The 23,976-nt window shown below is 55.6% G+C and carries 25 protein-coding genes and 2 pseudogenes; 15 read left to right on the top strand and 12 right to left on the bottom strand.

Annotation, left to right across the window (positions count from 1 at the left end; all coding sequences use genetic code 11):
• Positions 1–22 precede the first annotated feature (22 nt).
• A complete protein-coding gene (locus J4859_RS10005) occupies positions 23–307 on the bottom strand; it encodes a hypothetical protein (protein WP_212329528.1) in 285 nt (94 codons plus the stop codon).
• Between the two features lie 263 nt (positions 308–570).
• Between J4859_RS10005 and J4859_RS10000 the strand changes: the two genes are divergently transcribed.
• Positions 571–750 (top strand): hypothetical protein, encoded by a 180-nt coding sequence (locus tag J4859_RS10000; protein WP_212329527.1) that lies wholly within the window; start codon positions 571–573, stop codon positions 748–750.
• 1,040 nt (positions 751–1,790) lie between these two features.
• Here J4859_RS10000 and J4859_RS09995 read toward each other — a convergent pair.
• Positions 1,791–2,096, bottom strand: a complete 306-nt coding sequence (locus tag J4859_RS09995) for a type II toxin-antitoxin system RelB/DinJ family antitoxin (protein WP_212329525.1) — start codon at positions 2,094–2,096, stop codon at positions 1,791–1,793.
• Between the two features lie 410 nt (positions 2,097–2,506).
• Here J4859_RS09995 and J4859_RS09990 point away from each other — a divergent pair, with 410 nt between their 5' ends.
• The gene (locus tag J4859_RS09990; RefSeq protein WP_212329523.1) at positions 2,507–2,911 is read left to right on the top strand and encodes a hypothetical protein; all 405 of its coding nucleotides are present in this window, start codon (positions 2,507–2,509) and stop codon (positions 2,909–2,911) included.
• Between the two features lie 275 nt (positions 2,912–3,186).
• On the opposite strand, the gene J4859_RS16990 is transcribed toward J4859_RS09990, so the two are convergent.
• On the bottom strand, positions 3,187–3,462 hold the full coding sequence (locus tag J4859_RS16990) for a 4Fe-4S dicluster domain-containing protein (protein WP_256436875.1): 276 nt from the start codon (positions 3,460–3,462) through the stop codon (positions 3,187–3,189).
• Between the two features lie 21 nt (positions 3,463–3,483).
• A pseudogene (locus J4859_RS16985) lies at positions 3,484–4,005 on the bottom strand (aldo/keto reductase); the annotation flags it as partial.
• Positions 4,006–4,180: 175 nt separating this feature from the next.
• On the opposite strand from J4859_RS16985, the gene J4859_RS09980 reads away from it, so the two are divergent.
• The 5 genes and pseudogenes from J4859_RS09980 to J4859_RS17740 all read left to right on the top strand — a co-directional run.
• Positions 4,181–4,810 carry a hypothetical protein gene (locus tag J4859_RS09980; RefSeq protein WP_212329521.1) on the top strand — a complete coding sequence of 210 codons (630 nt, stop codon included), beginning with the start codon at positions 4,181–4,183 and terminating at the stop codon, positions 4,808–4,810.
• Between the two features lie 110 nt (positions 4,811–4,920).
• Positions 4,921–5,403 carry a hypothetical protein gene (locus J4859_RS09975; protein ID WP_212329520.1) on the top strand — a complete coding sequence of 161 codons (483 nt, stop codon included), beginning with the start codon at positions 4,921–4,923 and terminating at the stop codon, positions 5,401–5,403.
• Between the two features lie 139 nt (positions 5,404–5,542).
• Positions 5,543–5,728, top strand: a complete 186-nt coding sequence (locus J4859_RS09970; protein ID WP_212329519.1) for a hypothetical protein — start codon at positions 5,543–5,545, stop codon at positions 5,726–5,728.
• A 184-nt stretch (positions 5,729–5,912) separates the two neighbouring features.
• The gene (locus J4859_RS16980; protein WP_256436714.1) at positions 5,913–6,041 is read left to right on the top strand and encodes a hypothetical protein; all 129 of its coding nucleotides are present in this window, start codon (positions 5,913–5,915) and stop codon (positions 6,039–6,041) included.
• A gap of 10 nt (positions 6,042–6,051) precedes the next feature.
• A pseudogene (locus tag J4859_RS17740) lies at positions 6,052–6,147 on the top strand (transposase); the annotation flags it as partial.
• Positions 6,148–7,387: 1,240 nt separating this feature from the next.
• Here J4859_RS17740 and J4859_RS09965 read toward each other — a convergent pair.
• Positions 7,388–7,588 carry a hypothetical protein gene (locus J4859_RS09965; RefSeq protein ID WP_212329518.1) on the bottom strand — a complete coding sequence of 67 codons (201 nt, stop codon included), beginning with the start codon at positions 7,586–7,588 and terminating at the stop codon, positions 7,388–7,390.
• 379 nt (positions 7,589–7,967) lie between these two features.
• Entirely contained in the window at positions 7,968–8,180 is a 213-nt protein-coding gene (locus tag J4859_RS09960; protein WP_212329517.1) for a transposase, read from the bottom strand.
• Positions 8,181–8,406: 226 nt separating this feature from the next.
• Here J4859_RS09960 and glmM point away from each other — a divergent pair, with 226 nt between their 5' ends.
• Complete coding sequence (glmM, locus tag J4859_RS09955) at positions 8,407–9,759, top strand: phosphoglucosamine mutase (RefSeq protein ID WP_212329516.1); 1,353 nt, start codon at positions 8,407–8,409, stop codon at positions 9,757–9,759.
• Between the two features lie 284 nt (positions 9,760–10,043).
• On the opposite strand, the gene J4859_RS09950 is transcribed toward glmM, so the two are convergent.
• The 3 genes from J4859_RS09950 to J4859_RS09940 form a co-directional block, all read right to left on the bottom strand.
• Positions 10,044–10,220, bottom strand: coding sequence for a hypothetical protein (locus J4859_RS09950; protein WP_212329514.1), 177 nt, complete (start codon positions 10,218–10,220; stop codon positions 10,044–10,046).
• Positions 10,221–10,340: 120 nt separating this feature from the next.
• On the bottom strand, positions 10,341–10,625 hold the full coding sequence (locus J4859_RS09945; protein ID WP_212329512.1) for a hypothetical protein: 285 nt from the start codon (positions 10,623–10,625) through the stop codon (positions 10,341–10,343).
• Between the two features lie 266 nt (positions 10,626–10,891).
• The gene (locus J4859_RS09940; RefSeq protein WP_212329510.1) at positions 10,892–12,169 is read right to left on the bottom strand and encodes an esterase family protein; all 1,278 of its coding nucleotides are present in this window, start codon (positions 12,167–12,169) and stop codon (positions 10,892–10,894) included.
• A gap of 537 nt (positions 12,170–12,706) precedes the next feature.
• Between J4859_RS09940 and J4859_RS09935 the strand changes: the two genes are divergently transcribed.
• Positions 12,707–13,528, top strand: a complete 822-nt coding sequence (locus J4859_RS09935) for a hypothetical protein (RefSeq protein WP_212329509.1) — start codon at positions 12,707–12,709, stop codon at positions 13,526–13,528.
• On the opposite strand, the gene J4859_RS09930 is transcribed toward J4859_RS09935, so the two are convergent.
• On the bottom strand, positions 13,525–14,049 hold the full coding sequence (locus J4859_RS09930) for a hypothetical protein (protein WP_212329507.1): 525 nt from the start codon (positions 14,047–14,049) through the stop codon (positions 13,525–13,527). The two genes, J4859_RS09935 and J4859_RS09930, sit on opposite strands and share 4 nt — an antisense overlap.
• A 77-nt stretch (positions 14,050–14,126) precedes the next feature.
• On the opposite strand from J4859_RS09930, the gene J4859_RS09925 reads away from it, so the two are divergent.
• Both J4859_RS09925 and J4859_RS09920 read left to right on the top strand, forming a co-directional pair.
• Positions 14,127–15,488 (top strand): Y-family DNA polymerase, encoded by a 1,362-nt coding sequence (locus tag J4859_RS09925; protein WP_212329505.1) that lies wholly within the window; start codon positions 14,127–14,129, stop codon positions 15,486–15,488.
• Positions 15,454–15,639, top strand: a complete 186-nt coding sequence (locus tag J4859_RS09920; RefSeq protein ID WP_212329503.1) for a hypothetical protein — start codon at positions 15,454–15,456, stop codon at positions 15,637–15,639. Before J4859_RS09925 ends, J4859_RS09920 begins: the two co-directional genes overlap by 35 nt.
• A gap of 3 nt (positions 15,640–15,642) precedes the next feature.
• Here J4859_RS09920 and J4859_RS09915 read toward each other — a convergent pair whose 3' ends face one another.
• Positions 15,643–16,632, bottom strand: a complete 990-nt coding sequence (locus J4859_RS09915; protein ID WP_212329501.1) for a hypothetical protein — start codon at positions 16,630–16,632, stop codon at positions 15,643–15,645.
• A 213-nt stretch (positions 16,633–16,845) separates the two neighbouring features.
• On the opposite strand from J4859_RS09915, the gene J4859_RS09910 reads away from it, so the two are divergent.
• The 3 genes from J4859_RS09910 (at position 16,846) to J4859_RS09900 (ending at position 21,639) form a co-directional block, all read left to right on the top strand.
• Entirely contained in the window at positions 16,846–20,151 is a 3,306-nt protein-coding gene (locus tag J4859_RS09910) for an ABC transporter ATP-binding protein/permease (protein WP_212329499.1), read from the top strand.
• Between the two features lie 135 nt (positions 20,152–20,286).
• The gene (locus J4859_RS09905) at positions 20,287–21,234 is read left to right on the top strand and encodes a hypothetical protein (RefSeq protein WP_212329497.1); all 948 of its coding nucleotides are present in this window, start codon (positions 20,287–20,289) and stop codon (positions 21,232–21,234) included.
• A 201-nt stretch (positions 21,235–21,435) separates the two neighbouring features.
• A complete protein-coding gene (locus tag J4859_RS09900; protein WP_212329495.1) occupies positions 21,436–21,639 on the top strand; it encodes a cold-shock protein in 204 nt (67 codons plus the stop codon).
• An 84-nt stretch (positions 21,640–21,723) separates the two neighbouring features.
• On the opposite strand, the gene J4859_RS09895 is transcribed toward J4859_RS09900, so the two are convergent.
• Positions 21,724–22,425, bottom strand: coding sequence for an HAD family phosphatase (locus tag J4859_RS09895; protein ID WP_212329493.1), 702 nt, complete (start codon positions 22,423–22,425; stop codon positions 21,724–21,726).
• 124 nt (positions 22,426–22,549) lie between these two features.
• Between J4859_RS09895 and J4859_RS09890 the strand changes: the two genes are divergently transcribed.
• The gene (locus J4859_RS09890) at positions 22,550–23,962 is read left to right on the top strand and encodes a Sapep family Mn(2+)-dependent dipeptidase (RefSeq protein WP_212329491.1); all 1,413 of its coding nucleotides are present in this window, start codon (positions 22,550–22,552) and stop codon (positions 23,960–23,962) included.
• The last annotated feature ends 14 nt before the right edge of the window (positions 23,963–23,976 follow it).

Here is a 23,976-nt window from a genome sequence, read left to right as displayed (position 1 = left end):
GAATATGAGTGATTGAGCTCAACTAGCCCAGAGCCAACATTGAGGATACCCCGGCGGGGATAGCGATGACGTCGAATACAACCAAAAGGCAGATAACGACGTCACAGATGATCTTTAAGATCAATACGGCGCGTGAGAAGTGCCGGCGCGCCTCGTTTTTCTTGGAGACTGAGAAGATGATCGAGAAGATCAGGCCCACAACCGGGATGCAATAGAGTACGAGGTACCAAAAGTAGGCTGCGGTCGAGAGGCCTTCGCTAGCCTCTTCCTGGATTTTATTATCCTGCTCTGAGAAATGTTTTGCCATAACAAGTAGTCCTTATCTGTTGCTGCGTTATATAGATTCTACCTGATTGGTATGTCTAACCTTTTAAAATGTGCCCAATTGGACGCAGACCTTTCTACCGAACACAGAATCATATGGTTTCACCACGCGCAATTGATTGTATCCCCAAGGTTGGTATAGAGCTAATGACTGAGGACCTCCAGCATAACCACAGGAGTTCCTGTCGCCTCCAAACCGTACAATGAGGATACAAGGTTGATGCATCCGAGAGGGCAAAGAAAGAGATGGTAAAGGGGCATGCAGGCGCTCTGAGTAGGCTCGAATGCGAGAGCAAAGAGACATTGATGGGCCTTTTGGAGAGGTTCTCAGACGAGGAGTCGTGCGAGGGGAGGCTGCTCGAGGAGAAGGTCTCCGGCGGCTTTGTCTGCCCGGTGTGCGCCAATACGTCCTGCTCGAAGGTCTGAGGCCGCGCGCACAAGTGGCAGTGCACGAAGTGCTTACACCAGGTGAGCGTGAGCGCAGGGACTATTGATGGAGGGCACGCATCTCGAGCTCAGGAAGTGGTTCGTAGGCGATATGGCTCATGTCCGCCCAGAAGGCAAGGATCAGCGCCTGCGCCCTGCAGAAGGCAGATAGGCTGCAGCTTAAAGACGGCAGGGTGGGTCCTTTTAAGGATATACTCGCCTGGGTCAGATCGCAGTGCGTTCAGTGTCCTTGCAGCTGACACACACGAGGTGGACGACTTCTATATCGGCGCCAAGGCACCAGGCAAAAGCGGACGCGGCACAAAGCAGCAGCCGATGCTTAACAGCGGCAGGCAGGGCGCCTGCCTTCTGCGCTGCGCAGAAGGGGTGCTCGAAAGATTGCTGGCGCCAGGTGGGGCATGACCAGCTCTGCCATACATCGAAGATAAGGGCGGAGGGCTGGAGCGGCAAAGCTTGCCGGCCTCTCTTCGTTTTGCGGGCTCGTCTAAAGAAAGTACGACAGAGCGGACGGGGATGCATCCCTTCCCATGGTCCACAGGGTGATATCCACCTTCAAGGCCTACGTTGAGGGTGCCTTCCATGGCCTTTCCAAGGCCCACATGCACTCCTTGCGGACTCACTCAGCTAAAGATACAGCCACAGGGATGCAGGGGATGGCTGCATGGAGCTGCTGCACGAGATGTGCCTCATCCATGTCTTGCTCTTTGGCATCGCAGCCACCGCGACGGTCCCGCCGAAGATGCCTTCGATCTTGCCTTAAGCCGCTTACAGTTCAGGGAGCCTAACTATGCTGGAGGTACTCAGCCATTTCTTGCGAATCCCATTGTTTCGCCAAGGCTCTTCCTCAATTAATGGAAAGCGATTCGGAAACGTGTTGAGCGAAGAGGCAGCATCTTAGACCATATCAACAAGATGCACAGCAGCATTCGGGCTACCAAGCTCCAATGCAATGTAATGAGCTATTTCTGCAAGCTGACTTTTCGCCTGCCACGTCATCTCTATTTCGAAATGAGCTACATCTACGATGTCAGCTCCTTCCTGACATCGTTAAGCGCCGAATGGAGATCCTCGGAGTCACCTTCTTTTGCCTGACGCAGCCCTGTATCCATCATTGCATCGAACTGTTCTTTTGACATCTCGTCTCGAGAGAGCGGGCGCGCAGGGAGGGAAACATCGAATGGTATCCTGCGCCGAATAATAATCTGCCGATAGAGCATATTGATGAGCACAGATGCAGGTACGCCAAGTTCATCCAGAATGCCCTCTGCCTCAGACTTGATATCGGGCTCAACTCTTGCGACTACATTTGCTGTCTTTGCTGCCACAACTTATCACCTCTAGCCATTAATAGTATAATATTTGTTATACACAAGCAATACATTGTTTATCATACTGGCAGATATATCTGCTGTCAAATAGGTTTTCTGACAGTTTAGAAGTGTGGTGATAGGAACATAGGGGCCGGCGTGAATTGGTATGATTGTCCCGCCAACTTAGATTTGCCCGGGCGTCCATCTGGCCCTAAGTTTGGCGACGTCCCGACTGGATGGGCGCCTGGGCGGTGCGAGGATACAAAGGAGAAGATCGGGCTTGAGATCTTCGAGGAGGCTGCAACACGCCACAGGCCCGCGCCGTTGTGCCCCTCGTGCGGCGAAAAGTCCTGGATGACGGGAAGAGTACCGCCGGGCACTAGTGCTTCAGATGCCCAAGCTGCACGAAGCGCTACGCCGCCTTCTTGAGGACCATATTCGACGACTCGAAGAAGGACCTGCCCACCTTAGTCTTCTTCATTGAGCTGATGTGCTACAACGTGCCTTTAAGGGGCATCGCGAAGATCTGCGGGCTGAACCACAAGATTGCCTACGAGTGGCGCCAGCGCGTGTTCGCGACCGTGGACGGCTACGGGCAGGCCCGCAAGCGCGGCCTGTCCAAGCAAAAGCTGTGCATCGCCGTGGCCATCGACGCCTGCAAGCACGCGCTCGCCGTCGGGTACGGCAAGCCTTCCCGCGTATCAGGGATAGCCTGCGCTCTCACATCGCCAAGGGGGTCAACTGTGGTCGGGGACATGGAGAAAGTCGTACAGGTCCCCGGTCGAGGCGGTCAAAGGTGTGCACGAGGCCTACAGGGCACACGTCAGTGACCCGCAATACCTCGAGTGCATGGCTCTCGTGAACAAGCTCTGCTTTTAGCTCAAACGCTACCTGTGGCACTTCAGCGGCATGGACCTGAAGAGACTGCAGAGCTACCTGAACAGGTAGGTGTACCTGTTCGGTGTCAACCAGTCGTACGACAAATGGCCGAGATTGGAAAGGATGGTGCGCCATCTGATGATGGAGGACGCGACTTACCGCACGTCAGAGCCTTGCTAGACACACCACACTTCTAAACTGTTAGAATAGGTTTTGTCCTGTGAGGTCAGTCCACAGTCCTGTCCCCTGCGATATCCGTAAGCTCCGAGATGATAGGGATATGCTGCGGGCAGGCATGTTCGCACTGGCCGCAGCGGATGCAGGCATCTGCAAAGCTGCCACATCCTGCAATCTCTGCAAGTGCTTCGCGGGACTCCTGGATCTTCCTCTCTCTGAGGCGCAGGTTCTCCGTTGCAAAGATCTCAGGGATGGGAATCTGCTTCGGGCAGCCGGAGGTGCAGTAGTGGTATGCCGTGCACGGTATGCCGGATGAGCGTCCCATGAGCTCCTGTGCCTGTGCGATGGCAGCACGCTCTTTTGCGTCGAGCGGTTTCATATCTTTCATGAATGAAAGGTTGTCTTGCATCTGCTGCACATCGGACATACCGGAGAGCATCGTGAGCACACCCGGAAGCGACACAGCAAAGCGCAGCGCCCATGAGGCATAGGAGGCGCCGGGTGCCACTCTGTCGAAGAGCTCGCGCACAGCGCGTGGCGGCTTTGCAAGCGCGCCGCCCTTCACTGGCTCCATAATGATGATGGGGATGTGGTGGGCACGTGCCACCTCGTAGTTCGCGCGCGAGACGATGTGCGGATTCTCCCAGTCTGCATAGTTGATCTGGAGCTGCACGAAATCCATCTCGGGATGGTTGTGCAGGATCTCTTCGAAGAGCTCAGGCTTCCCATGGAACGAGAAGCCGGCTTCGCGTATGAGCCCCTGCCGCTTCAGGTCCTGGACATAGTCCCAGATATGGAAGCGGTTATAGCTTCGGTAGTTCTGCTCCATGAGACCATGCAGCAGGTAGCGGTCGAAGTATCCTGCCCCGGTCCGCTCTAGTCACAACAATTCGGCTTCTTAGGTAACCGAATACAGCATGCCCAGCCGCATCGAGGGAGGAATGCCCCATCTATCAGGCATTCCTCCCTCTTTCTGTCTTGATTTCCCGCCTTTCCGCCGCTGTGGTATAGGCATGGTGTAAGGCTCCATGGGAAGGTATTCCGTGCCAGCAAAGATCCGCGCGATGAAGCCGAAGGGCACCATGGTCAAGGCGATATCGAGCCACTACTGTGTCTGCGAGTACAGGAGCGTGCGAGAGGGCGGAAGGCGCAGGACAAAGATGGGCCGCTGCATCGGCAGGATCACCGAGGCGGAGGGCTACCTCAGCAATGCGGGGACTAAGGTCGCAAACAGCGAGCTTGCCTGCGTCGAGTTCGGCCAGTATGCGGTCGCGATGGACTGCTCGAAGGGCACACTCGCTCTGCTCAGGAAGCATTTCGCGCGTGCGGACGCCGACAGGATATATGCCTGCGCCCTCATCCACTTCGTCGAGGGCTTTCAGCGCATGGGGGCGCTCGCGAGGCTCTACGAGATGAGCGTGCTCTCGCTTAAGGATGCCCAGGCTGAAGATGGGATACGATGCGCTCTTCAGGCTAGGTCCTCGGGAGCAGGACCTCGTCGACTCATGCTCGGGCGAGGTGGCCACAGACGGCCACGTGATAGGCTCGCGCTCCTGCGCCAACTCGCTTACCGAGAAGGGATACAGGCTCTAAAAGCTCGGGGAGCCGCAGGCCAGCATGCTTATGGCCTACGACGTGCGCAGCGGCATGCCGTTGCTGTCGCGCATGTATAAGGGAGGAGCCGCAGACGGCGTCTCCGTGAGGGAGCTCTTTTGGCAGGCGCGCTCTGCACTTTTGCGACCTCTTACAGCAGGCGCAGATCCAGGAGAGCTACCTCAGGCACATGGAGATGGGCACGTCCGGATACACGCAGGAGAAGCTCGATGCGATGCTTCCCTACATGGGCGTGACGCTGCTGCAGACGAGCCTCGGGGCCAAACACTCTGCCCAGGACATATGGGCGCTCTACAAGAGGCGCTGGTCCATCGAGACTCTCTTCGACTACTTCAAGAACGGCCAGGGGGCGGTTGCCCTCGGCCAGCAGGACTACTGCCGCGAGCAGGGACTGGCGTTCATCCTGCTCGTGAGCGCCCTCATCATGCGGGAGGTCTCTGACGCCGCTCAGGCATCGGGGCTGGGGATGTCTGTCGGCGACATCCTGCTCGATGCCAGGATGGTCAAGGCATGCAGGCGCTTCGGGAAATGGGAGGCGCTCAACTGCAAGAAGAAGCGGCTCGAGCTCTTCTCGAAGATGAACACGGGCCTGGAGGTCGTCCCCAGGCCGGGCAGCATACCTAGGGAAACGATGATTAATTCGCCTCGATGAGGTCGCTGGAGCCACACGCTGTATGCCGCCGGCTTAAAATGTCTCGAACCACACAGTGCCCATACCCACATAAATGCCTATCTGCCTGCGGATATGTTATAATTACAGCAACGTATTCCAGCATATCCAAAAGGAAGATATGGGCAGCCAGATGAGCTTTGGGGACCTTAAATTCCAGGGTCAGAGGAAGAAGACCCAGCGAGAGGCATTCCTGGAGCGGATGGATGCAATCGTGCCATGGGATAGCTGGATTGCACTGGTAGAACCCAGCTACCATTCTCAGGCGCGTGGCAGGCATGTGCGCGGCGCAAAGACAAAGCTTTAGGATGTATCCTGCTTTAGGTTATGTTTGCTCTCTTAAGACGAGAGAACCTAAGGATGCTATCCTGTATTCCCACTCCTGGCAGCGCTTCTGTGCACGTAGACCTCATGTCTGAGCAGGTGCCAGATGCTACGACACTTGCGAAATTCCGCCATAGCCTTAAAGCGGCAGGGACTCGGCAAAGCTTGTGCTTCACGACCTGAATTCAGAACTCGAAAAGGCAGGGATCACGGCGCGGGGTGGCTCTATTGTGGACGCGACCTTCATCGAGGCTCCGAGCTCCACGAAGAACAAGGACCACGCACGCGACCCTTAAAGCGCACCAGTCCAAGAAAGGGAAGAACTGGCGTATCGGATACAAGGCGCATATTGGCGTAGACGCTGGCAGCGGCCTTGTGCATGCCGTGGAGACGACCGCTTAGAATGTATCTGACATATCCTGTGGCACACGCACTCGTAAGGGAGTATGACAGGTTCTGCTGCGCAGACTTTAGGCTATATAGGTATAGCGAAGCGCCCTTAAGGTCACAGCAGACCCACACCTCTCATCTATGCGCTAAAGTGTCGCAAGGAAGCCTTCGACTACAGAGGGTCTTGCCTGTGCGCTCTTGTCCGAGAAGGACATCGAGTCCAGGAAGGCATGCGTTCGCTCAAAGGTAGAGCATCCCTTCCTTATCGTGAAGCGGCGCTTCGGCCCCTTAAGGAAGCGCTACTAGGGGATAGAGAAGACCTCCTGTACACTCGAGTCTGCCTCGTCCTTGCAAACCTTATCCATGTGCATCTTTTGCCAGCAGGCTGCACCTCCCAGCTTCCAGAGTCGCTTGATCTGTCTTGGAGCCTTATTGCGGTGCATGGGGCAGGACGGATGTAAGGATGGCGGCTCCTGTACATGCTGGATGAGCAACCTTTTCTGCCTTTCCCGCATTCCGGCCTAGAAAAGTCGTGTGGTCGGTCCCCTCTGACACGTTATGGGGCATTAATCATCGTTTCCCTAGCAATCCGGATTGTTGTGGCTAGTGGTGCCCGAGCTCGAGACCGCAGAGAGTGGAGACAATCACGCCGAGGGCCCCTGCAGCTGCCTTCTGCGTCGGCCTGTTTACCAAGCCTCTCCTGCCATGCCTGCCTCCTTTAAGATCGAGCGGGTGTGTGAGGGGGCGGTTATGCCTTGCGCTCTATGTAGCGCTTCAGGCAGCGGCGTATCTCCCTGTCGCAGAGCCTTTCTTTGCGCCTTCTTTTGTGCATATACGATGGTTCTCGGATCGATCTTCCACCTGTGGATGGCAATCACGTGCAGCATCCTGTTCGCGCACCTGTTCCTTCCGTGGTAGAGCCTGTGGCGCTCGCTCCCCTCGATGCCTTGAGGGGTGATGCGTCGCACAGTGCTGTGAAGGCCGCCTTCGAGCGCATGCGCTTTGGGTTTCCCCCTTTGCGATTGCCACGTCGCTGCAGTCGACGGACACCTCAGACGAAGCGTACCTGTACATGATGCTGGCTGTGCCCAACCCTGCAAAGGAGATGTATGACCTCACGAAGCTCTCGTGTACCACATAGAGCGCCTGCAGCGCAGCCCTGAGTGCATCTGCGGCATCGCCCTTGCTGCAGATACGTTTGCAGCCCGAGCGTGACGATCTCGTAGCGGGGATGCCCCTTCCGGCGAGCTCCCTAGCCATTCCTGCGCCGTACGATCCGCTGCACCCCACGCCTGCCGACATCGGGATGCTTGTGGCAAAGATCCTGTCTGAGGCCTTTCGCTGTTGCAGGCAGCTGCTCCAAGCACAGCTTTCTGCCGCGGATGTCGACGACGGAGAGCCAGTTTGTATCTGCATGCGTGTCGCCTCCAGCCCAGAGCTCCCCTTCGGGCACATTTTCGTAATCGACATCTATGATGGCCTTCCTTCTCTGCCAGAAAGCCCTGCATGAACAGCGCTTCGATGGAGGGGGTGCGGCTTTTGCAGTCGGCAGTTTGTCCCCAGGCTTCTATCAGGCCACGCCGTCGGCGGGACACGGCTGTACAACATGGGACAGAAGGACAGCCTTGAGGCGTCACCATGCCGCATGTTGTGCCATACAGCCTGCACTCTGCAGGCTGATACACACTATCGGAGGACGTTGTTGGTATAGATGCGCTTCCTGAAGGCTGAGGGGAGATCCACAAATACGTCAAGACATCTGGTTTTTGCCTTCTCTAAACACCCGGTTACTGAAGAGCTGATAGCCTGAAAGCTTATCGTTGTGCTGCACGCTATGGACCATGTACCATATCCGGATCTTTCTCCTCGAAGACCTTAGAGATGACTGCTGCGATCTGAGCGCACTTCTCTTTGGTTTTCCCTTTGCCGATCACATCACGCTCTAGATACACAGCGCAGCGTTGCCACGATGATGTAGGATAGACCTCACGAACTGCATGCTTTAGTCCCTCTCCTGTGGGCATACGATACTTGTAGTGGCACATTCCTTCTAGCTTTCAATGTTGATGTAGACAACCAACATCGTAGCCTTCCAGAGTGTGCCACGTATCTGTGGAGCGGGACTATCCTGTTGCACTCAGAATACTAATCCGCCCACACTATCATTTGGGACGCTATCGCACAATTGATAGAATAAGGAGCGTCCTACTGTGGCGACAACCTGGAATTCGGGTATGGAGCGACAGACCAATCTAACCGCAGGAGAGAGCTATGAAATATTTTGGTACTGATGGGTTCCGTGGCAGAGCAAACGAAGGCCTCAACGTTGAGCAAGCCTTTAAGATCGGCCGGTATGTCGGCTGGTACTACGGCGCCAACCAAGACCGCCAGGCCCGCGTCGTTCTCGGAAAGGATACCCGCCGCTCCAGCTATATGTTTGAGTCGGCTCTGGTCTCCGGCCTCGTCGCTTCCGGCGCTGACGTCTATATGCTTCATGTGATCCCGACTCCGGGCCTCTGTCACGAGACGCTCGATGGTGAGTTTGACTGCGGCATCATGATCACCGCTTCCCACAATCCTTATACCGACAACGGTATCAAGCTTGTAAATGCCGGAGGCTACAAGATGGACGAGGATGTCCTTTTGAAGATTGAGGACTACCTCGACGGAAAGACTGAGGTACCCCTGGCTACCGGCCGCAACATCGGCCGCACGATTGACTATATGCAGGGCCGCAACCGCTACATCGCACATCTGATTTCCAGTTGTGGCTTCAGCCTGCAGGGTAGACGCATCGGCTTGGATTGCGCCAACGGCGCTGCCTCCAGCGTTGCCCGCCCGGTGTTTGATGCGCTCGGTGCCGATACCTACATTATCAACAACGCTCCGGATGGCTTTAACATTAACGTCAACTGCGGATCCACCCATATTGAGGCACTGCAGAACTTCGTGATGTACAACTGCCTCGATGTGGGCTTTGCCTACGACGGCGACGCGGATCGCTGCATTGCGGTCGATGAAAACGGCGATGTGGTCGACGGAGACCTGATCCTCTACGTCTGTGGCACCTACTTGAAGAAGCACGGCAAGCTGCGCCACAACACGATCGTGCCGACCGTTATGTCAAACTTCGGGCTGTTCCGTGCACTGGATGCTGCGGGCATCAAGTACGAGGCAACCGCCGTGGGTGACAAGAACGTGTACGCGTGCATGAGAAAGAACGGCTACTCTTTAGGTGGTGAGCAGTCCGGCCACATTATCTTCGGCGACATTGAGACCACCGGTGACGGAGTCATGACCAGCCTGAGGATGATGGAGGTACTGCGCTCTGAGAAGGAGAAGCTTTCTGAGCTCTGCCGTCCGGTCAAGCGCTATCCGCAGCTGCTGATCAATGTCGAGGTTAAAGATAAAGACGCTGTCATGCGGGATCCTGCCATCAAAGAGGCGACTAAAGAAGCTGAGAAGTTGCTTGAAGGCAATGGCCGCGTCCTCGTCCGTGCTTCCGGCACCGAGCCGCTGATCCGTGTCCTCTCTGAGACTCCTGAGAAGGAGCTGTGTCAAAAGGCCGACGATATCGTGATCGAAGCACTCAAGCCGTATCAGGTGAAAGATAACGAGGAGTAAGTTTCGCAGCGTTAGCCCAAGTATCGAACTGAAGTAATGTAACAAGAGGCGGGCTGTATCAAGCGGCTCACCTTTTTATTTAAGACATGGGTCACGCCGGAATCCCGTAAACTTTAGTTTACGGGAATATCGAGAATATCGTTTCAAGCAGCATGGTGGTAGGGGACGTCTAGCGTAGTTTCCCTTCAATCATTAGCAGGTGGATTGTCAAGCTAAGTGCACCATCTCCCTAAAGACCTCGTTGTCTGTCTTGTATCCCAATACCTTCCTTGGCCTGTCGCAGATCAGCTCCACTGCATGCTGGACCCCCCTCGTCCGTAACCTTGCCGAAGTCTGTCCCCTTCGAGAAGGACTCCCGCAGCAGCCCCATTGGTGTTCTTAACCGTCGGCTTCTGCCAGGAGTGGTGCAGCTCGCAGAAGAAGAACTGCACGCCCCCAAGAGCTTTCGTGACCTTCGCCATGCCTTGCGAACTGCTTGTCCCGCTCGGGGGTGATTGTCTCGAGGGTGGCGGCATGGACCTGCCTGCAGAATAGTCGAGAGGCTCAACGGCGCAGCTGACACCACCCTCGAGCCTGAGATGTCATCTATCTGCTTGGGGGACCAGCGCTCGTCTTACGATAAGCGAGCGCAGGGTCTGAGTGCCTCCTTCTCGGCCTTTCCCTGCCGTGGGCAGGCTTGTGCCCTTCTTTGGGATCGCGCAGGCGCTAAAGCGTTTGTGCCGCTCGTTTGTCGCGATCTTGTGGCAGACGCTGGATCTGTCCTTACCTGTCTTGTGTGCGATGAATCCGATGGAGCTTCCCGTCTGCCACACAGCTCGGCTATGCAGTTCCTCTCCTGTGGGCATACGATACTTGTAGTGGCACATTCCTTCTAGCTTTCAACGTTGATTGAGACAACCAACATCGTAGCCTTCCGAAGTGTGCCACAACTCTGTGGAGCGGGACTATCCTGTTGCACTCAGAATGCTAATCCGCCACATCAAACACCCTGCAGTACCTGTGGGGAAGGTTGATCGTCTACACACATTTTGGCTGACCAAATGCAGCTGTTCCTGGCACTGATCGCTGTGAAAAAGGACTGCCTACCGAGGTAGACAGTCCAATTGCTTTACAAGTTATGGTTCAAAGCTCATTACTTGCGGTGGTTCTTTTTCTTGGAACGGCTACGAGTGCTCTTATGGACACTTGCACGCTTAGCTGGCTGTGCCTTCTTGGCAGCCGCCTCATGCTTCTCCGGCTCTGCTGCCTTCTTCTCAGGAGCTGCCGTAGCGAAAGAGGTGAGTGAAGCCTTCGGAGCGGTGGTATCAAGTGCTGCATGTTTCTCTGCGCCAGCGATCTTCTTGGCAGGCTCAGGAGTCGTCAGGGACGGCTTTGCCTTTGCTGTCGCGATCGCGGGCTGTGCAGCCTTCTTCTCAGCCTCCGGAGCCGCAGCAGCGGTTACAGTCTTGGTAGCGGGTGCTGCCTTTTTCTCTGCAGGTTTAGCAGCAGTCTTTGCTGGCTCAGCCTTTTTGGCAGGCTCCGCTTTCGGTTCCGGCTTCGGCTCTGGTTTCGGGACGGCAGGCTTTGGAGTTGCCTTCGGTGCTTCAGGCTTTGGAGTCTCTTTCGGTGCAGTGGCCTTCGGAGCCTCTGCCTTCTTCTCGGCAGGTTTTTCAGAAGCGAGTTCCTTTTTCACATCCTCGAGGACGATCGGCAGGAAGTACTGTATCTGCTTCTTCCACCAAGGCCAGTCGTGGTTAACGTCGAAGCCCCAGAAGTCGCACCAGGCTTGGATGCCGAGGCGCTTGAACTCCGAATCGAGGGTTCTGAGGTCATCGATGCCGTCCTCCCAGGCACCCTGACCCACGCAGAAGACCAGCTGACGGTGGTTGTAGAGGTTGACGTACGGATGATCCTGCGGAAGATTTCTCAGGCTGACGATAATGTCGTTCAGATATAGGTTACTATCCATCCAGTCACCGTAGTAGAAGCTGGTACGGTAGACACCAGAGAGGGCAATGCAGCCCTGGAACAGGTCCGGACGACGCATAACGGCAATGGCCGCATGGGTTGCGCCGAGCGCGCAGCCGGTGGTCAGCGGACGGAGCTCAGAGTTGTTGCGCTCATGCACATAAGGAACCATCTCGTCGGTGACGAACTTGAAGTAGTCTTCCTGACGCTGAGAGCGCTTGCTCTTGTCCTTGTCGGTTGCCATCCAGGACTCAGCGTCGATATTGCCGACGCTGAAGAGCTGAATCTTGCCATCGTTGATATAGCTGGAAAGTTCATCCACCATACCGAAGTCTTCATAGTTGGTGGCAGGAGAGTTCTGGGTCTGGAATACGATGACCGGGTAGCCCTTCTCTCCGTAGACGATAAGGTCAATATCGTCCCCCACAGATTTACTGTGGAGCACTACTGCATCGCGATACATAGGGATCCTCCCATTTTGTCGATATGTACGTGCATCGTGCTTCAGATGACACGCGCGTAGTGTCAAGTCGTACAATCGACACACCTGTGCGCATCTGAAACTTCTGTCCTCACATAATCATACCCCTAGAGACATTTCTAAAATGTTATTTTCTTATCTGCACCGATAATTCCAACGTTTGTGCAATAAATTTTTGACGCATCGAATCACACGAAGCTGTGGGAACCTCTGCCATTAAAATCCCTGTGGTATAACGTTCAGCCATATCTCAGAAGGATTGGGGTAGCAGGTTTGTATACGGGTACCGGTGCCCGTGGTGCGGCTGTCCGAGCGGTTGCGATAGATACTTTAATTACTGATTGATCTGAGCATAACCGATTACCGATTCGGTGCCACCGCAGGCCCGTCTGCTTACCCGATTAGCCCATCGAGCTAAAAGCAGAAATGCCAGCACTTTTGCTGTTTTTATGATAAAGATGCTTTATTATAAAAATATGCCTTCCGTACATTCGTTCTCGCACCGAGGAGCTGATGTTCATGCCTATCATCTCATCCAAAAGCGTTGACAAGGATATTGATGAACAGACAAAGAAGCTCGAAAGCTGCAAACGTTCTATCGATCTGGATAAACAGGAGCTCAAACTGAGGGAACACATCAGGGACAACTACCAGGAGATGCTCGATAGCTATGAAGCGAAGACCAAAAAGATAGAGAAGGCGAAGAGCCACGAACAGGATCTAGTCGACACCCTGAAGATGGTCAAAAACACGGTCGAGAGCATGAAGGATGAGCTCAAGCGGGAGCGGGATAAGGCGACCACCAAAGAACAGAATGCGGAACGGCAGAGCCTGAAGCGGCTCAATGCCGCGAATGCAGCGCTTAAGCAGTATGTCGATGCCTCACACTCAAGCGAGGATGAGGACGATGTGAAGGCCAAGATCGCGCAACTCAAGCGGGACCAACGAGATGCAAAGAACGCCTACGACGAGGCTCACAAGAATCTTGAGAATGCGGAGCTCGCCTTCAACGAATCGCAGGCTGCAGCCTACCAGAACATCGAGTCGATGGAAGACAGCTACAGCAAGCACAGTAAGAATATCGAGGACCTCGATATCGAGCTTGAAGATGTCTCGCTGATGCGTGCCTATGTCAACGATGTCATCTCAGACAAGACCAACGACGAAGAACAGCACACGGTGATCGCTCGCAAGGAGCGGCAGGCGGATCAGATCCAAAAGCAGATCGACCACCTGAACTACATCCGCCACACCTATGTGATCCTCAACCGGATCCTCTATGTGTGCATCATCGTCTTTTTGATCTTCCTGGTCTTCGGGATTATCCACGCTTTCTTTTAATGGCGCGCGAAGTAGTGGATGAGCTGGTAGAATCCGTAGATCACCGATAGGATGATCGTGGCGTACGAGGCGTAGAGGTTGATGCCCCCGAAGTTCTGAGACGTAGCATTGAGGTAGATGAGTGCCGCAAAGACCAATGCGAGCGCTCCATAACCGACGCCGGCGCGCTCATGGCGCTGCTGGCGGGCAAGCTCGACGATCTTATCCTCTTTGGAGAGTTCCCGGTTTGGAGCGGGTTCCAAGCGCTTCATGAAGATCTGGTAGAACATGAACGAGGAGATGCCGTAGGTGGCCCCAAAGAGCACGAGTCCGATCCAGATCTCGCTTAAGATGCCGACGACCAATGCCAAAGAGAAGCACATGCCGAAGCGGGTGACGTACCAGGAGAGGGCGTGGAGTTGCCTTTCAGTCAGATAGAAGCTCTTGTCGAGGTGCGCATTGTAGTAGATCGGGTGGTTCTTCTTATCGTAGTGGACGCACCTATCGAGCGGTGACGATGAGACATGCTGCTTGATAGCCATAGAATTCCTTTCTGTATGCACTCGCTCTCTGCTTGCGCATTCCGATACAATGGGTACATATGTTCGGAGGGGGAAGCATGGCGCACACGAAGAGAAGCTATCTGTGTATAGATCTGAAAAGCTTCTATGCCTCCGCTGAATGTGTCGCCCGCAGGCTTGATCCCCTTACTACCAATTTAGTGGTTGCGGATCCGACACGTACCGACAAAACCATCTGTTTGGCCGTTTCCCCCGCGCTCAAGAAGCTGGGGGTGCCCGGACGGTGCCGCCTGTTTCAGATCCCCAAGAACATAAAGTATATTATCGCACCACCGCGGATGCGCTACTATCTGGAAAAGTCCGTCGAGATCTACGGGATCTACCTCAGGCGCATCTCTGCGGAGGACATCTTTGTCTATTCGATCGATGAAGCCTTCTTTGATATCACGAGTTATCTCAAGCTTTACAACATGACGCCACGGGAGCTCGGAGAATCCTTACGGTCCGAGGTAGCCAAAGAGACTGGCATCACCGCGACCTGTGGGTTGGGCACCAATCTCTATCTCGCGAAAGTCGCCCTCGATATCACCGCCAAGCATACAGATGATTTCTTCGGGGAATTGGACCAGCGCAGTTTTGAGAAGACCTTCTGGAACCATCGTCCCCTCACGGATTTCTGGCGGATTGGCCCTGGCATCGCCCAGCGCCTCGAGCGCATGGGCATCACGACGATGGGGCAGCTCGCCCATGCGCCGACCGAGCCCCTCTATCGGGAGTTTGGGGTCGATGCGGAGATTCTGATCGATCACGCTTGGGGCATTGAGCCGCTCACGATGCAAGATATCAAGAATTACAAGCCGCAGGAGCACTCGTACAGCTCCAACCAGGCTTTTGCCCATGGATACAGCTATAAGGATACGCTGCTCTGCTTAAAGGAGATGGCAGATCAGACCGCGCTGCGCCTCGTTGAAGAGAAAAAGCTGGCCGGTGGTATCTCCATCTATGTCGGCTACGAGATGACCCGTGAGGAGAAAGCCGAGATGCGCGTACGGGGTTACACGCGTCTCACTGTCCGCCGTCTGAGCCCGAGTACCTCCGCTTCCCGACAGCTGATAGATCCCACCAACTCCTCAAAGACCTTGGTGAAGGCTGCTTCCGAGCTCTTCAACGAGAAAGTGGACCCCCACCGTTCAATCAAGCGGTTGGGGATCGGGGTGTGGCAGGTGTGCGACGAGGAAGCCCCAGGCATCCAGCTGAGCCTGTTCTCAGACCCCAAAGCTGAGGAACAGGAGCGCAACACCCAGCGTGCTTTGAGTGATATCAAGGCAAAGTTCGGCAAGAATGCCATTCTGAAAGGGAGGGACTACCTCCCGCAAGCCACCTTACGAGAGCGCAACCAACAGATTGGAGGGCACAGAAGTGGCGATGAAAAAGACAGACCCCACGACGTCATCCACTAACAAAAAGCTGCTTCTCCGCTATGGGCATCCGGCGATGCCAATGGAGGAGCGGGCGAAGATCTTTATGCCCTTTGATCCCTTCCCGGAATACCGTGACCTCCTGCGCGCGCAGGAGCGCCGCATCCGGGAGGAGAAGGAAGAAGAGAGATAGCGCCTACTCTGCAGCGACTTTCTCAGGTTCAGCCTCAGTGTCTTCATCCTTTTTTGACTCTTGTGTCGGTTTGCCATCGAAGTCGAGGCCGTGAGTGATCAGTTTTGCCTTCTCGGCGTTAAAGTCCTGGCTCAGGAAGCAGTTGAGGTCAGTCTGTACCTCGCCTTGGGTCTCGTAGAAGAGGTCCCAGAAGCTCGCCTCGTCGATGGAGCCGGTGTAGGGGTTGATCCAGACCTCGTGCTTGCTGTTGTCGAACTCGCTCGTGGCTTCCTTGCGGGCCCGGTGCGCCATCGCCCGGTAGAGGGAGTGACGGCGGTGCAGGATGTTGATCTCAAAGGCGGAGGCAAGCTCAGACTGCAAGTCCGTTACGTGCGGAGAGCGCATCATCCTCATCATGGTTCTATGCGCATTGATCGCACCGGAGAAGAGGTTATGCGGGGTCACTTCGTTGTAGGTCTTCAAGAGCATGTAGCGGTACATGCGGTTGACGATCGAGAAGATACGGTCGGAGGCCTCCAGGCACTGCACCGGGTGGAAGCTGTCGACGGTCTTGCCGGTCTTGGTGTAGAGGACCATTTCGTCCAAGTCGCGCTCGACTTCAGCTTTCACGACGCGCGCGTCGCGCTCATCCAGGCCCTCAATGCCGGCGTCGCAGAGCTGCTGCTGCCAGGCGCCGATGAAGGGGTCGACGCGGGAATCGAGCTCAAAGTGGGCGATGTAGCCCGCGACATAAGCGCGGCCCGTGGGGCGTTCATGGTCGGAGAGATAGGCGAGCGAGCCCTTGAAATTTGCCAGGCATTCCTCGATCTGGTCCGTTTGGAGCTTGAGTCCCAAGCGCTTGTATTCGTGGAGGCGGGGCGCCAGCTGCAGTGATTCGAAGGGATCAGGCCCCTGGCATCCGAGCAGGTAGGCCTGCTTTTCCTCTCCAGTGTGGCTTCTCAGCGTATTGGCCGTCGTGAAGTAGGTGTCTTCACCGTAGAAATAGTGCGTCATGATCGCTGGCATACGTGATAACTCCTTCGCCCTAACACCGGTTTGCTGATTTTTTATCATCGCTGATTTATTATACTTGTATCTTCTTGGGGCGTGAAAATCTGTGTGCAGATAACAGAGCCTCACGTCTTATCTCCGCCCGCGCGTAACCGCAGCCACCCAAATACCTCATCTCACCGGGCGTATGAGATCAATTCATTTGAAAGGCGGCAGATGCTCGAGCTTTCTCATATCGCTAAATCGTATACTACCGACTCTTTTACACAAACGGCACTCAACGATGTGAGTCTTGCCTTCCGTGACTGCGAATTTGTCTCGATTCTGGGGCCCTCAGGCTCCGGCAAAACTACGCTGCTCAATGTGATCGGCGGGCTGGACCACTTTGACTCAGGTGACCTTCTGATCGATGGAACTTCGACGAAGAAGTACAAGGACCGCGATTGGGATACCTACCGTAACAACCGCATCGGCTTTGTGTTTCAGAGCTACAACCTGATACCGCACCAAACTGCTTTAAGCAATGTGGAGCTGGCGTTGACGCTAAGCGGTGTCAGCAAAGAGGAGCGCACCCAGCGTGCCAAGGAAGCTCTCGCCAAGGTGGGGTTGGCTGACCACATGGACAAGAAGCCTTCCCAGCTCTCCGGTGGGCAGATGCAGCGCGTCGCCCTCGCCCGCGCGTTGGTCAACAATCCCGAGATCGTGTTGGCTGACGAGCCGACCGGTGCCCTTGACTCCCAGACCTCCATCCGGGTTATGGACCTCTTAAAAGAGGTGGCCAACGACCGCCTCGTGGTTATGGTCACCCACAACCCGGATCTGGCACAGCGCTACTCCACGCGCATCGTCAGGCTCGCTGACGGCGAGATCACCGCGGACAGCGACCCCTTTAATCCGAATGCGGCGCCGCACCGTAAGGCGCGTTCGCCCCGCAAGACTTCGATGTCGCCGCTGACGGCACTCTCTCTGAGTTTCTCGAACCTGATGTCCAAGAAGGGGAGGACCTTCCTCACCGCCTTTGCCGGTTCCATTGGCATCATCGGTATCGCCGCTATCCTCGCGCTCTCAAGCGGCGCGCGGGGCTACATCCACGACGTCGAGGAGGAGATGATGACGGTATATCCGCTGTCAGTCCAGGCGACGAATGTGGACGTCACAAGCATCATGTCTGAGATGAATGCAGGTCGGGATAACAAGGATTCCGATGAGCAGCCCGATACGGTGGCGGAGTCGGAGAGCCTCCACAACATGTTTCAAAGCGTTGGCAAGAACGATCTGAAATCCTTGAAGAGTTACCTTGACGCTGACGGCGGCAACATCAACAACTATGTCCGCTCGATCCAGTACTCCTACAACGTCACACCGCAGTTCTTTGCGACGCGCTCTGATGGCAGCTACGTGCAGGTGAACCCTGAGACGAGCTTCCGACAGTTGGGGTTCGGTGGCTCCGCTTCGAGCGCAAGCATGTTGAGCTCGACGAGCGCCTACCACATGCTGCTCGACGATACGAATCTGGTCAAAGACAAGTTCGATCTGGTGGCGGGCTCCTGGCCGACCCAGGAAGATGAGCTTTTGGTCGTGCTCAACCAGGATGGAATCCTGAGTGACTTCGATGCTTATGAGTTGGGCTTGAGGGACCACCTGGAGCTCGAAGGCATGGTCTCGCTCGTGGTGTCTGAGGCGAGTGGCAGCGAGAACGACAAGACCAAAGAGGACTACGAGCCGGATGACAACCGCGCATATAGCTATGAGGATATCCTGAACGCCCACGTGAAGATGGTCTATCCGAGCGATATGTATACCTACGACGGGACCTACAACATCTGGACGGACAAGTCAAATGACACCGACTTTATGAATAACCTGATCGCGAACGGTAAGGATCTGCACGTAGCAGGCATCGTCAAACAGGCTGACTCTGCCACGGCCTCTGCGCTCGATCCGGGGCTCTACTACACCTCAGCCGTGACGCATGACATTATGGATCACGCTGAACAGAGCGATATCGTACAGCAACAGCTTTCCGACCCTGAGCGCGATGTCTTCAGCAACCGGAGCTTCCTCGAGGAGGCTTCCGGACAGGACGCTCCAGACTTCGACTTCACAAGCCTCTTCACGGTGGATGGGACTGCGCTGCAGGCGGCCTTCCACTTTGATCCTTCAGCGCTCAACCTTGATTTCTCTTCCCTCGACTTCTCCAATATGCAGATGCCTGAGGTGGATGTTCCGAAGCTCGACCTCTCCTCGATCGACCTGTCGCAGGTGATGGTGCCGGACGTGAAGGTGGAGGACCTCAACCAGGAAGAGCTGCAGCAGCTGATGCCTGATCTCTCCGACGTGGATCTCTCTAAGGTGCTTTCACAGATCCATGTGGATATCGACCAGACCCAGGCGCAGGCCCTGATGAGCCAGGTGATGGCAGAATATCAGCAGTACATGAGCGACCACCCCGATGCGAGCCCTACGGACTACTTCCTCTCCGACCAGGGACAGCAGACGATTCGGCAGGGGGTCGAGCGTATGGTCGACCTTAACGATCTAAAGACGCAGGTCCGCGATGCCCTGGCGCCTGAGATCGACGAGCGACTCACGAACTCTTTGTCTCAGGCGTTGCGCTCGCAGATCGCGCAGCAGCTGACGAGCCAGATGGTGCAGCAGATCACCGCTCAGATCACACAGAGCCTGACGCAGACTTTGGAGGCAGCCTTCGCCTCCGTGATGCAGCAGCTCTCACAGTCTCTGCAGGCACAGCTCACTCAGGAGCTCCAACAGAATGCCGCTAAACTCAGCGCGGGCATGGCGCAGGCGATCTCAGTCGATCCGAATCAGATCCGGAATGCTTTCAAGCTCAATATGGATGAGCAGCAGATCAATGAGATCCTGACCTCGATGCTGACGCAGCGCTCCTCCACGCTGGAGGGGAATCTGCAGCAGTTGGGCTATGCGGATGAGGCGTCCCCCTCAAAGATCGATATCTATCCGGGAGACTTCGATGACAAGCAGGCGGTGCTAAACATCCTGAACACCTACAACGATCAGCAGAGCGACCCCACTGAGCGGGTCACCTATACCGACCTCGTGGGTACCGTGATGCAGTCGATCACCCGTATCATCAACCTGGTGAGCTACGTGTTGATCGCCTTCGTGTCGATCTCGCTTGTCGTCTCCTCCATCATGATCGCGGTCATCACCTACATCTCGGTGCTGGAACGCAGAAAGGAGATCGGCATCCTACGTTCAATCGGTGCAAGCAAGGGCAACATCCGCTCGATCTTCAACGCGGAGACGATCATCGAGGGCTTTGTGAGCGGTGTCATGGGTATCATCATCACTCTCATCATCACGATCCCCGTCAACGCCTACGTGCTTGCCACCTACAAGGTGAGAAACGTGATGAGGCTCTCCTGGTCGTCGGCGCTGATCCTCATCGGTATCTCCATTCTGTTGACCTTCCTGGCAGGCCTTATCCCGGCTTCCAAGGCAGCGCGGGAGGACCCGGTAGAGGCGCTGCGATCAGAGTAGTGCAACAAATTTGTAAGTATTGATCTATCAGGATTGTCTCAGTCTAAGCGGTAGGATATAAACGTAGTGACTTAAGGGAATAAAGATTTAAGGCCCTGACGTGGTCGGGGCCTTTTCTCAAAAGGAAGTGGCACTATGCCAGCAATCATGACGCATGACTTCTTTGGGCGGGATGTCTACGACGCCTGCTTCAAGTCGATTGGCTTTACCGCGGATGACCGCGACGCTTTTCTGCTCGGCAACCAGGGGCCCGATCCGCTCTTATATATCATTCTGGACCGTAAGCTTAGGCCCTATACCCATCTCTCGACGATGATGCATACGCGGCATCCCAGCACCCTTCTGGTATCGATGAAGAACAGCGTCTCTGAGCTCTCACCTGAGGATCAGGCGATCGGGCGTGCCTATGCCGCGGGCTTTCTGTGCCACTATCTGCTCGACTCGACGCTGCATCCTTTCGTCTACGCCGAGGAGTACGCCTACTGCGATGCCGGGGTAGAGGGGCTGGACCGCAGTGTCGGTGGCTATGTCCATGCGGAGATCGAGCGTGACTTGGACGAGATGGTGCTCTACAGCAAGCTGCACCGCACTGTAGCGACCTACAAGCCCTACCAGGAGATCCTAAGGCTCGACGAGGTGGCGCTCTCCGCAATCTCCCACATGTATGTGGCAACCATCCTTGAGACCTACAACAAGGCGATCCCGGAGAAGCTCTACCAGAAAGCAGTCCATGACTTCCGCCGCATCCAGCATCTGCTCTACTCGCAGCGCGGACAGAAGGCCCAGCTTTTGGGCAACATCGAGGAGCTCTTCACCAAGAAGCCCTACTCCATCGATGTAGCGCTCTCACACCGCCCCAGAGCCTCTGAGACCTCCGAGTTCGACAACCGCGACCACAAGGCCTGGAGGAATCCGTTTACGAAGCAAATTTCGCATGACTCCTTCGTGGACCTCTACGACGAAGCCTACAGCAGAGCCTGTGACGATATCGACAGATACCTGTCAGACGGGTTTGACGAGACGGCGGCCGAAGGGCTCACAGGTGGACTCAACTTTTCAGGCGAGCCGGCCAAGGAGCAATAAGCGGTACCGACAGCCGTGCTCGACAGGGGGAGAGATCTTAAAGCCTCAAACAAATTATCAGGCAGGTTGTAAAAGATTTTTCGATCGCGCACATTGTGCTTAGAGTATGATAGGTACTGCGTTCACAAGAACGCAGGTAACGCGCGAAAGCGCATTTGCGTTATAGCTTCCACAGGGGGGCTAACGAAAGAAAGGCACGTCATGGCTCAAGGTACTGTTAAGTGGTTCAATCCTGAAAAGGGTTACGGCTTCATCTCTCGTGAGGATGGTGACGATCTGTTCGTACACTACTCCGAGATCCAGATGGATGGCTTCAAGACCCTGGATGAGGGGCAGCGTGTGGAGTTCGATATCACCACTGGCCAGAATGGTAAGCTTCAGGCTTCCAACGTTCGCAAGATTTAAAGTTTTTACCTCTTAGCAGGTATCTCTTTTCATATCAAACGAAATGGTGCCCTCTCCCATGCGGGAGAGGGCATATCTGTAGGCTTATCGCTTTGGGACCGGAATTGCCTTCCAGTCGGAGAGGAAGACGTCGGCGATCTCCTGGACCTCAGTGACATGCTGCAATGGATCCCCTGAGGCGATCGCACAGGTGATACAGCCTGCCTGGTTGGCAGCGCGCAGTGCGACCGCGAGGTCCTCAAAGACAATGCAGCGGTCAGGCGCTACGTTGAGGCGATGTGCTGCTTCCAGATAGATGTCCGGGTGGTCCTTCGTGTGCGCCACATCCGCCCCAAAGACGCGGATGGGGAAGAGCTCCCTGATCGGGATGCGCTGCATGGAGTCCAACAGGTCTGAGGTATTGGTCGTAGCGAGCGCATAGGGGATGTGGGCAGATCTCAGGGCCCTGAGGTAGGGTACGACGCCCGGACGCAGCACGGCTTCGGTTCTATAGGCGTTCTGGCTCATGCGCATCCACTCGTTCACGATGTCCTTCGGGTCCTCATTCAAGTGGTAGTGCTCCACGGTGTACTTGGCACCCTGATCGAATCCCATGGCAGAAAGTGTGCGAGGGAACTCCACGCTGTATGGGATGTTACGTTCAGCTAAGAATTTTCGGTCGATATCCTCCCAGAGGCTTGCGGTATCCGAGATTGTCCCGTCGAAGTCGAAGATGGCGCCCCCAAAGTGGGGTGGCCACATAAAATTGGGGGAATCCGCTGCAAGCGTTGTCTGTCCTTCTGCCATAGTTGCCTTTCTCCTCAATCAAATACAACGGCTACCTTAGCACAGCGCTCAGCGTGTGGGACATATGAAGGGATACGATAGGACAAGTGTATACAACGTTCATACGAGATAGAAGGAGTTCTCCATGGCTGATGAGGCCTTGAAACAACAGATAGACAGCTACGTCGACGAAGAGTGGGAGTCCATCGTCAACGATATCGACTCGATGGTGCACATCGAGTCGGTGGAAGACATCCCCCATGCAGAACCGGGAAAGCCGTTTGGCCCCAAGTCCTATGAGGCGCTGCAGCAGGGTCTCACCATTGCAGAGAAGCTCGGGCTCGAGCCGCACAACGGTGAGGGCTATATCGGCTTTGCAGATCTACCCGGAGAGTCAGAAAGACAGATCGCCACGATCGCCCATACCGATATCGTGCCGACTGGCATCGGCTGGCATACCGATCCTTTAAAGGTGACGCGCCGGGACGGTTACCTCTTAGGTAGGGGCACGCTTGACGATAAGGGACCGTTTGTCCTTTCGCTCTATGCTGCCCACTTCTTTGTGAAGCAGGTACAGAAAACCGGAAAGAAACTGCCGTACACGCTGCGCTGTCTGGTAGGCTGCAACGAGGAGACCCACATGAGGGATGTGGAGTGGTATCTGGACCACTACCCACAGCCCGACTTCCTCTTCACCCCGGATGCGGACTTTCCGCTGATCTGCGGTGAGAAAGGGCGTATGCTCGTCGAATTCACCACTCCCGCAATTGCGGACACAATCAAAGACTTCCATGCAGGCACGGTCGTTAACGCAATCCCCGGCCTGGCGCATATGACGATCGTCGCGGATGCCACCAAGCTCCCGAAGCAGGACAACATCGAGATGGAACCGCAGGACGACGGCACCGTGAAGCTGACCGCGCACGGCAAAGGTGGGCACGCCTCAATGCCGTGGGATGCCCAGAACGCGATCGGGATTCTCGTCAACTACATGGTGGATAACAGCCTTGTGGAAGGTGCCGAGAAGCAGTTCTTCGAGTTTGAGCGCCACATCTTTGCGGACTGGGAAGGCACAGAGCTGGGCATCACCTCTGAAAATGAGACCTTCGGCAAGCTGAGCGCTTCCGGCGGCACCATTGCGGAACAGGATGGCGCCTTCACCCAGACCGCCGATATCCGTTATCCCAACTCAACCGATATGGATACGATCAGCGCGGCGCTGACGAAGACCGCTGCGCCCTTTGGCGTGGCCTATCGCTGTGTTGAGGATATGGCCCCTTTCTATACGGACCCCCGCACTCCGGAGATCCAGACGCTCCTGGGCGCCTACAACGAATACACCGGACGCCACGATGAAGCGTTCACGATCGGCGGCGGCACCTATGCCCGCCACTTCAAGAACGCCTGCGCCTTCGGTCCCCATGACTCCCGCGTTGAGGATCCCCCCTGGGTCGCCGTCGAGCACGGGCCGGACGAGGGCATCGAGGAAGACCAACTGAAGCTGGCACTCAAGGTCTACATCCTGAGCATCGCGCGCCTGATGCAGCTCGATCTGTAGCTGAGACGCACTGA

Source organism: Atopobium sp. oral taxon 416, assembly GCF_018128285.1.
In the GTDB taxonomy this organism is placed as follows: Bacteria; Actinomycetota; Coriobacteriia; order Coriobacteriales; family Atopobiaceae; genus Olsenella_L.
Note: the sequence above shows the minus strand (reverse complement) of the source record. Positions and strands in the feature narration are given on the sequence as shown.